Consider the following 9,721-nt stretch of genomic DNA (forward strand, 5'->3'; position numbering starts at 1 on the left):
GCTTCGCACAGGGTTGCGCCGCCCAGGGTCTTGAGGCTGGAGCGCAGCATCTTGCGGCGCTGGCCGAAGGCGGCGGCGGTGACTGTCTCGAGCCGCTTCAGGGTGTCGCGGTCCGGGCGGTCGGCACGGGGAATCAGGTGGACGACGGCGGAGGCGACCTTGGGCGGCGGGGTGAAGGCGGCGGCGGGCAGGTGCATGACGATGCGGGCTTCGGCGACGGCCTGCGAGATGACGGCGAGGCGGCCGTAGGCATCGTCTCCAGGGGCCGCCACAATGCGTTCCGCGACCTCCTTCTGGAACATCAGGGTGAGGGCGCAAGGGCTCCACGGGCCGGTCAGCCATTTGATCAGCAGGGCCGTGCCGACGTTGTAGGGCAGGTTGGAGACCAGATGGGTCGGACCGGCGGTCAGGTCGGCCTCGGTGACCTTGAGCGCATCGGCCTGGACTATGGTCAGGCGGCCGGAACCGTCGTCGAGCTCGCTCAGCAGGGGGACAAAGCGGGGGTCCTTCTCCACCAGCACGACCGGGCCGGCGTCGCTTTCGAGGATGGCGCGGGTCAGGCCGCCGGGGCCGGGGCCGACCTCGATCACCGCGCGGCCCTCGAACGGCCCGGCGAGGCGAACGATCTTTCGCGTGATGTTGAGGTCCAGCAGGAAATGCTGACCGAAGCTCTTCTTGGCCAGCAGGCCATGGGCTTCGAGGGATTCGCGCAGAGGGGGAAGGTCGGTCACATCGCTGTCTAGCCCGCCGCCCGCGCCGCCGCCATCTCGGACGCCAGGCGGATGGCGGCGATCAGGCTGTCGGGGCGGACGAGGCCCTTGCCGGCGATGTCGAAGCCGGTGCCGTGGTCGGGGGAGGTGCGGACGATGGGCAGGCCCAGGGTGGCGTTGACGCCGCTCCAGAAGTCCAGCGTCTTGACCGGGATCAGGGCCTGGTCGTGGTACAGGCAGACGACGGCGTCATAGGTGGCGCGCGCCTCATCGTGGAACAGGCTGTCGGCGGGTCTGGGGTCTGTGATGTTCAGCCCTTCGCGGCGCAGGATATCGACGGCGGGCTTCAGGACGGTGATTTCCTGAAGACCCAGGGCCCCGCCTTCGCCGGCGTGGGGGTTGAGGGCGGCGAGCGCGATGCGGGGGGAGGTCAGGCCGAAATCGCGCCTCATCGATTCGTGGACGACCCGGGCGGTGCGGGTGACGCGCTCGGTGGTGACCAGTTCGGGCACCTGATCGAGAGCGACGTGGATTGTGACCAGACAGGCGCGCAGGTCGCGGGCCGTCAGCATCATCACCGGCCCCCGGGTCCCGGGCATGGGGACGTCGGCGGTCAGTTCGGCGATGAATTCGGTGTGGCCCGGAAAGCGGAAGCCGGCGGCATAGAGCGGCGCCTTGGCGATGGGCGCGGTGACGAGGCCGGACGCCTGGCCTGACAGGCACAGGTTGACGCCGTATTCGATCCAGTCGGCGACCATGCCCGCGTTTGCGGGGTCGGGGCGACCGGGCTTGACCGGGGCCGGCAGGGGCAGGTCGATGACCGGCAGGGCGCGGGCGAAGACGGCGGTCGCATCCGATGGTTCAGTGACGGTCTGCACCGGCGCGTAGTCGGCAAGGAGCCGGGCATCACCGATGACGGCGAAGGGCGCGCCGAACGCGCTGAGCGCACGCCAGGCGGCGGCGACGATCTCCGGACCTACGCCGGCCGGTTCTCCGAGGGTGAGGACCAGGGGCCGGACATCCTCGGAGGGGGGCATGGAGGTCTCCGGGCTTACTTCATTTCGATCAGGGCGTCCGCACGCAAGTCGCGGATGTAGCGTCGCGCCAGCATGGCCAGATTCTGGTTCTGAAGACGACCCTCGACCTGCTGATAGGTCGGGGCGTCGGCGCCGCCGACGCGACGACCGCAGACGGCGACCAGATGGACGCCCAGCGGGGTACGGACCGGGGTCGAGACCGTGCCGACCTCCGACGTCCGGGCGACCTGCTGGAACTGAGGTGCCAGGTTGGCGACGTCAGCCTCGCCCAGGTCGGAGCCGAGCAGGCCCTGTTCCGAGGTGGCGCGGGCCAGCATGGTGTCACAGGTCAGCTGAGGACGCAGAGCCTCCAGCCGGGCGGTGGCCGCGGCGACGGTCTCGGGCGAGGCAGTCTCGGGGGCCTCGATCATGATCTGTTTCAGCGTCACCAGGCTGGTGGCGGCACCCGACCGCTTGTCGCGCATGTAGATGATATAGACGCCGCCCTCGACCGGGATCGGACGCGACAACTGGCCGACCTCAAGCTGATCCAGAGCAGCCTGGAGCGGGGGCTGGACGGTGCCCTGGACGACCCAGCCGGCGTCGCCGCCACGCGGGGCGGACGGGGCGGCCGAGAACTGGCGGGCGACGGCCTGGAAGGGCGCGCCGGCGACCATCTGCTGGACCAGTTGGTCGGCACCGGTCACGGCGGCCTGCTGGCCACCGACGCGGGCGGCCTCGATATAGATTTCGCCGATCAGGTACTGGGGCTTGGAGGCGGCCTCGGTGACCTGGCGCATGGCCTGATCGACAGCGGCGCGGGACACCTTGGCGCGGTTGTTGAAGCGGCCGCCGACCAGGGCGCGCCAGCCGATCTCGGTGCGCAGCTGTTCGCGCATGTTGCGGGCACGGATGCCGCCCTGTTCGAGGAACTGCATGTAGTTGGCCGGGGTCGTGCCGGCGTCCTCGGCCATGCGGGCGACCTCTTCATCGACCTCGGCGTCGGTGATCGTCAGGTCGGGGTATTTGGCGATCTCCTGAACCTGGAGACGTTCCTCAATCAGGGCGTTCAGGGCCTGCTGCTGGATCGCCGGGATGTTCTCCTCGGTCGGCTGGACCTGGCTCATGGCGATGATCATCAGCATGCGCTGGCGCAGGTCGAAGGAGGTGATGATCTGGTCGTTGACCGTGGCGATGATGCCCTCGGACAGCTGGAACTGCGGCGGGGCGGCCGGCGCGGTCGCGGGCGTCTGTTCGGCAGCAGGGTTCAGCGTCCCGGCGGCGGCGGGCGCTGGGGTCTGGACCGGCGTGGTCTGGGCGAGCGCGCCCCCGGCGACGAGCGCGGCCAGGGCGACGCCGGTCGAACAACGAATCAAACGCATGGTCAGTCCTGGTTCCTCAAAGCGGCGCGGTCTCGACCCCATATTCGGGGAGGTCGCGCCCCATCAAGCGCCTTGCTCAGCGCCTGTCGTCTCGCTCATAGCCTGTACCGCCAAAAGTGGCGAGGTTTAGGCGCACATAGACCCCCTCGGACGGCCCCGACGGCCTGACGCGGGTGTTGTCCTGGCGGAATCCGATCTCGAAGCGGAAGCAGTCGTCGTCGAACAGCAGGCCGACCTCCGAGCGGGTGATCAGGTCGCGCTCCAGATCGGCGATGCCCGTGACCGCCACGCCCCAGTTGCCGTAGACGAACTGCTGGCCTGCCAGCTGGACGAATTCGTAGTTCCGGTTGAGCGGCCCCGACTGCGGGTTGGAACGATCGACGATATAGCTGACGGCGGCGACGTTGCGTCGGCCCCAGGTGGCGTCGACGGCGGCCTCGGCGCGGCGGACGTTGCCTGAGCTGTCCAGGGTGGCGTGACCCCAGCCCCGGATCCCCTGGGTCGGCGCGAAACTGCCCTGGACCACCCAGTCGGAGGTGGTCGAGGCCAGGCCGGAGGGATCATACAGCCGTCCGGGGGCGTCGGGCACGGGGATCCGGAAGGCGCCCTCTTCGTCCGAGCGGACGCTGCGGCCGATGAACAGGCTGGCGGTGCGACCTTCGTCCCAGCGCAGGGTGGCGCGCGCCCCGGCGGTCAGACGGCCACCGCCCTCGTAGACGTCATAGCCCGGCAGGCGATCGACGCGGAACAGGGAGGTCTCGTCCAGCTCGAAGGTCTGGGTGTCCTCGATCGGGATGCGGGGATCCAGGTTGGGCTTGTTCGAGATCGACAGCTGGGCCAGGGGCTCGATGACGATGTCCGAGGTCGCCGAGAGCCGCTTGATCAGCGGATAGGCGACGTCGATTCCGGCCGTGACCCGACCGCGCGTAATGGCGTCGCTGTCGAGCCCCAGCATCCGCGGCAGGTCTGACACCGAATAGAAGTCGGCGCGGGTGTCGAGGAAGGGCTCGAACCGGATTCCGCCCGGGGTGATGATGACGCGGCGCCAGTCGGCCTGGAGCGTCAGGCGACGGCTGTCGACGCCGCCGAGGCCGGTCGTGGGGCCGACGGGCACGATCTGGGGTCGCAGCACCGGCGCGCCGACATAGGCGTCGCGGGACAGGGCGACGGCCGAGCCCTTGAGCCGGAGGCGGCCGCCCAGGATCCGCTCCACCGGCTCCCAGCGCGCATCGACCAGGGGCGCGACGAGCGGCAGGGTATTGTCGTCCTCGAAGATGTTCAGCGCCGGGGTGATCGGGTTGAACTGATCGACGCGCAGGCTCTGGATCGAGAAGGCGGCGACGGAGACATAGGACCGCGCGGTCTGGCGCTCGGCATAGAGCTGGCTGATCAGCCGGCGCTGGTCGCCGTAGTACAGGCCGTTGTCCTGATAGGGGTCGCGAACGTCGTAGCGGTCGAACAGGGTCTTGTCCGAGACCCGCTCGGCGGTGAATCCGGCGCGCCAGGGACCGGCGGGGTCCCAGCGGCCGTGGGCCAGCAGATAGCTGCGGCTGGTGCGATCGCCGAAGTCGACGTTGCTCTCGGCGCGGCCGTCGCCGTCCAGATCGAAGTCGCCGAAATTCTGCGCGTAGGTATAGCCGCCACGGGCCACGATCGAGGCGTCGGCAAAGCGCCTGCGCCATTGCAGGTTCAGCAGGGGCAGGACGTCGGTGTTGAACTGGGGGCTGATCAGCCAGTCCTCGGACGGCGAGACGACGTGCAGATAGGGGGCCTCGACCGAGAGGCCGCGCCCTTCGTCATAGTTGACCGACGGCACCAGGAAGCCGGAACTGCGCTCGACGGTCGGGTCCGGCACCGCGAAGGCAGGCAGCCAGAACACCGGGACGCCACCGACGCGGAACAGGGCGTTGCGGAACAGGATGGCGCGCAGTTCCTCGTCCTGAACGACCTTCTCGGCCTGGATCGAGATCGAGGGGGTCTTGGGGTTCCCTTCGGCGTCGCAGATCGGACAGGGGGTGAAGAGGGCGTAGTTCAGTTCGTTGACGTTGGCCGAGCGGCGGACCGCGGTGGCGGCCATCAGGCTGGCCCCGTTCGACAGCCGGGTGGCGAAATCGACGGCAACCCCGGCCCTGAGGTCCGAATCGAGCTCCAGATGGCTGGCGTAGACGACGTCGCCTTCGGGGCTGGTCAGTTCGACCCGCTCATCGGCCGTTCCGGCACCGGAGGTCATGTCGTAGGTGACGCGACCGGCGCGCAGGGTGTGGGACTGGAAACGGGCCAGGACACGTTCGCCATCGCCGAGCGCCGAAATGACGTCGCCCTCGCGGCTAGCGGAGCCGGCCTCGATGTAGACGGCGCGGGGCGGCAGGCCATCGGGGCCGGGCTGGTCCGAGGCAGGCGTGGTGGCGGGCGAGGTCTGGGCCTGGGCAGACGCTGCGAAGGCGAGAGGCAGGCAGGCGAACAGGGCCGCGCCGGCGAGGAGCCGGGTGCGAGACCCCTGCCGCTGGGAGGCGCTGCCGTTACGCTGCTTCAAGACCGGTATCCGCTCGTTCGTCGTCAGGCCCCCGCCTGCGGGGTCGCTTAGCCGTCTTCTGTATAGAACAGCAAGGTGAAGGCGGCGAGCGCCGTCAGCACGGCCGGAAGCCAGGCGGCCAGGAAGGGCGGCACCACCTCGGCCGATCCGAAGGCGGCCGAAGCCTGGTTCAGGAAGAAGAAGGCGAAGCCAAGGACCACGGCGCTGACCGCCATCTTGGCCAGATCGCCCAGCCGCATGAGTCTCAGCGAGAAGGCGGCAGCCAGGATGGACATAGCCGCGAACATCAGGGGCGTGGCCAGCAGCTGTTGCAGGCGCAGGCGATAGGCGGTGGAGGAAAAGCCTGCGTCCTCGATGCGCTGGATCTGGCCGGGCAGGGACCAGAACGGCGTCGACTGGGGTCGGGCGAACCGCTCGAACGCCTCTTCGTCGGCCAGGCTGGAGGGCAGGTCCAGGGTGGCGTAGCGGATCGCGCGCTGGCCGGTCTGGGCCCCGACGGCGTCCACCAGCCGCCAGCGACCGGCGCTGAGGGCGGCGGATTTGGCGTCGATACGCTCTGAGAAGGCGCGGCGGCCTTCGGGGTCGGTCGCGTAGATGAAGAAGGTCACGTCCAGGAGTCGGGCGTTGGCGCGGTCCTGACGACCGGCGCGGATGACCATCTGGCGCTGGCCCTCGCCCTCGCGCAGCCAGACCGCCTCGCGGTCTGCGGACCCGGCGACCGAGCCGGAAATACGCGCCCGCTCGCGCTGGAACAGGCCGTCCGCCGAGGCGGCGAGGGGGCCGATGGCGGTGACGGTCAGGACGCCGAGCACGAGCGCACAGGCGGCTGCCGGCAGGACGAACCGCCAGGCCGAGACCCCGGCCGCGCGCATGGCGATCAACTCGGACCTGCGGTTCAGACCGACGAAGGCGGACAGGGTACCGAACAGGAAGACGAAGGGCAGAAGCTGCACGATCACCGCCGGTGACTTCAGCATCATCAGGCCCAGAATGCGCAGGCCCGACAGGTCGGTGTCGGAGCCGAGGCCGCGGGAAATCTCCACGAAGTCGATCAGCATCACCAGGGCGGCGATGACGGCCAGGGCCACGCCGAGGGCGCGCAGCTGCTGGATCAGGACGTAGCGTTCGATACGGCCGAGCCGCAGGCGGATCGGCGTGTGGTCGCCGCGCAGGGAAATCCTCATGCGAACCTCGCCTTCAGACGGTCGAGAGCCGGAGTGCGTCGACGAGGCCTGAGCGCGCGGAACAGCATCCGCAGGGCGAGGGCCGCCGCGACCAGGGGCAGCAGGTACTGGAACACATTGAGCCAACCGTTCCAGGCGCTGGCGGCCACGATGCCATAGCCGAACACCCGTACGACGAGGAATATCCCCGCTGCCCTGGCCATGCGCCAGCCGTAGCCGGTGCGGCTGAAGGTGCCGCCCATGATGGCCGACAGGGCCAGGGCCATGGCCGTCAGGGCGTACAGGGGCGAGGACAGCCGCGAATGAGCCTCGGCCAGTAGCTCGCCGCGCGAGCCGCTGGCGGCGACGATGTCCGGCGAAGGGTTGAAAAGTTGGCCCATCCACAGGTCAGCGGGCTTGTAGCGGATGGTCTCGCGGCTTTCGGTAAAGGGGGTCAGGTCGAAGGGGAAGCGGGCGAAGGAGAACTGGTTGAGGACGCCGTTGGAGGAATATTCCTGCATCGAGCCGTTGGTCAGGGTCAGGAAGTGCTGGCCCTGGACCTGTTCGAAGCGGGCTTCGGCCGCGTCCCAGGTGCGTACCCCGCCCTTGCCGTCATCCAGATAGACGAACAGGTTCTTGAGCAGTCCGTTCTGCTCGATCTGCTGGACATAGACGGTCAGGCCGTCGGGCCCCTGGACGAACCGGCCCTCCTCGACCAGCAGGGCGGCGAGGTCGGTGCGGATGGCATAGGCCTGTTCGCGCGCGGTGCGCTGGGACCAGGGCTGGATCACGACGGTCATCACCAGGGTGACGGCCGTGGCGATCAGGGCGATGCGGGCAGCGGGGGAGATGACCTTCCAGCGGGTCATGCCGCTGGCGAAGGCGGCGGTCAGTTCCTGTTCGCGCTGGAGCCGGGTCAGGGCGATCAGGGCCCCGACGAACAGGCCGATGGGCAGGATGACCGAAAACAGCTGCGGCAGGGCCAGCAGGGTCAGCTTGACCATAACCCAGACGCTCTGTCCGCGTTCGACGATCACCTCCAGTTGATCCAGGCTTTGCGACAGCAGACCGATTCCCGCCAGCGCGGCGCAGGCGGCCACGACGGGAACGCCGATCTGTCGGAAAAGATAGCGTTGAATCAGGGTCATGGAGCGAGAAGCGATCACCCGTGTTGCGGGCGCGGGCGATGGGGAGCATCTAATACACACCCGGGAGGCTCGCGGACAACCGCCGGCCGACCCACCACAATATTGAAGACCGGACCTGTCAGTCCGGCTGGAGTCGCGTTTTATGAAGATCGAATTCGTCGCCGTTTCGGGCGTCACCGATGTGCTGGCCGTATTGGTCGGCGACGGCCGCGTCCTGGCCGGCAAGGGCCCCGAACACGATGCGGCGACCGGTGGGGCCCTGGGCCGCGCCATGTCGGCCGGCCGGTTCACGGGGGCGGAGAACACGACGCTGGTCGTGGCCGGCCCCAGCGGGGTCGAGGCCAAGACCGTGCTGCTGGTCGGCACGGGCAAGGACGACCTGACCGAGGCCGGGGTCGAGACGGCGGCCGGCGCGGCGTACAATGCGGTCAAGCTGTCGGGGGCCGAGACCCTGACGCTGGATTTCGGGCATCTGACGCCCGAGCAGTCGGCGCGGGCCGCGTTCGCGGTGCGATTGGCCGCCTATACGTTCAACAAGTACCGCACGACGCTGAAGCCCGAGAAGATCGCTTCGGTGACCACGGTGCGGATCGTGACCTCGGACCTGCGCGCCGCCGAAGCCGCCTATGAGCCGATGTCGGCCGTGGCCGATGCGGTGGTGTTCGCGCGGGACCTGGTCGCCGAGCCTGCCAACGTCCTGTACCCGGCCGAGTTCGCGCGCCGGGTCAAGGATCTGGAACGACTGGGCCTGAAGGTCGAGATTCTCGGCGAGGCCGAGATGGAGGCGCTGGGGATGTGGACCCTGCTCGGCGTCGGCCAGGGCAGCCGTCGCGAGAGCCAGCTGGCCGTAATCCAGTGGAACGGCGGCGAGCCGGGTGCCCAGCCCCTGGGCTTCGTCGGCAAGGGCGTCTGTTTCGACACAGGCGGCATCTCCATCAAGCCCGCCGAGGGCATGGAGGACATGAAGTGGGACATGGGCGGCGCGGCCGCCGTCGCCGGCCTGATGCACGCGCTCGCGGGCCGCAAGGCGAAGGTCAATGCGGTCGGCGTCCTGGGCCTGGTCGAGAACATGCCTGACGGCAACGCCCAGCGCCCCGGCGACGTGGTCGTCTCCATGTCCGGCCAGACGGTCGAGGTCATCAATACGGACGCCGAGGGTCGCCTCGTCCTAGCCGACGCCCTCTGGTACACCCAGGACCGGTTCAAGCCGAAATTCATGATCGACCTGGCGACCCTGACGGGGGCGGCGATCGTGGCCCTGGGGCTGGACTATGCGGCGCTGTATTCCAACGACGAGGCGGTCGCCGGGCCGATCCTGGCGGCGGGGGAGAAGGTCGGCGAGAATTTCTGGCGGATGCCCCTGCCGAAGCAGTACGAAAAGCATATCGACAGCGCGATCGCCGATGTGAAGAACATGGGCAACGGCCGGGCCGGCGGATCGATTACGGCGGCGCTTTTCCTGCAACGCTTCGTCAACGGCACGCCCTGGGCGCACCTCGACATCGCCCCGACGGCATGGGTGTCGAAATCGACGCTGAACACCGTTCCGGACGGCCCCGTCGGCTTCGGCGTCCGCACGCTGGACCGGATGGTGGCGGATTCGTACGAAGGCTGATGTCAGAGGCGACCGGTCCTGAATTCTGGTTCTACCACCTGGAGCGGTCGTCGCTGGATCAGGTGTTGCCGGAGCTGCTGGACCGGACGTTGAAACGCGGCTGGCGGGCGTTGGTGAAGGTCGCCGACGCCCATCGGCTGGAGGATATCGACGA

The 9,721-nt window shown here is 68.9% G+C and carries 8 protein-coding genes; 2 read left to right on the top strand and 6 right to left on the bottom strand.

What is annotated here, in order from left to right:
• The 6 genes from rsmA to ACILQR_RS13585 form a co-directional block, all read right to left on the bottom strand.
• The coding region (rsmA, locus tag ACILQR_RS13560) for a 16S rRNA (adenine(1518)-N(6)/adenine(1519)-N(6))-dimethyltransferase RsmA (protein WP_395651927.1) at nt 1-731 on the bottom strand (731 nt) is incomplete at its 3' end.
• A gap of 8 nt (nt 732-739) precedes the next feature.
• Nucleotides 740-1,747: a 4-hydroxythreonine-4-phosphate dehydrogenase PdxA gene (pdxA, locus tag ACILQR_RS13565; protein WP_395651928.1), complete on the bottom strand. Its 1,008-nt coding sequence runs from the start codon at nt 1,745-1,747 to the stop codon at nt 740-742.
• Nucleotides 1,748-1,761: 14 nt separating this feature from the next.
• Nucleotides 1,762-3,108 carry a peptidylprolyl isomerase gene (locus tag ACILQR_RS13570; protein ID WP_395651929.1) on the bottom strand — a complete coding sequence of 449 codons (1,347 nt, stop codon included), beginning with the start codon at nt 3,106-3,108 and terminating at the stop codon, nt 1,762-1,764.
• 76 nt (nt 3,109-3,184) lie between these two features.
• Entirely contained in the window at nt 3,185-5,641 is a 2,457-nt protein-coding gene (locus ACILQR_RS13575; RefSeq protein WP_395651930.1) for an LPS-assembly protein LptD, read from the bottom strand.
• Nucleotides 5,642-5,688: 47 nt separating this feature from the next.
• Nucleotides 5,689-6,825 carry an LPS export ABC transporter permease LptG gene (lptG, locus tag ACILQR_RS13580; RefSeq protein ID WP_395651931.1) on the bottom strand — a complete coding sequence of 379 codons (1,137 nt, stop codon included), beginning with the start codon at nt 6,823-6,825 and terminating at the stop codon, nt 5,689-5,691.
• Entirely contained in the window at nt 6,822-7,952 is a 1,131-nt protein-coding gene (locus tag ACILQR_RS13585; protein ID WP_395651932.1) for an LptF/LptG family permease, read from the bottom strand. Before ACILQR_RS13585 ends, lptG begins: the two co-directional genes overlap by 4 nt.
• A gap of 142 nt (nt 7,953-8,094) precedes the next feature.
• Here ACILQR_RS13585 and ACILQR_RS13590 point away from each other — a divergent pair, with 142 nt between their 5' ends.
• Nucleotides 8,095-9,567, top strand: a complete 1,473-nt coding sequence (locus ACILQR_RS13590) for a leucyl aminopeptidase (RefSeq protein ID WP_395651933.1) — start codon at nt 8,095-8,097, stop codon at nt 9,565-9,567.
• Nucleotides 9,567-9,721 (top strand): DNA polymerase III subunit chi (locus ACILQR_RS13595; protein ID WP_395651934.1); only part of this gene is annotated, 155 nt, incomplete at its 3' end. The genes ACILQR_RS13590 and ACILQR_RS13595, both read left to right, overlap by 1 nt.

The organism is Brevundimonas sp. (genome assembly GCF_044239655.1).
Taxonomy (GTDB): Bacteria; Pseudomonadota; Alphaproteobacteria; order Caulobacterales; family Caulobacteraceae; genus Brevundimonas.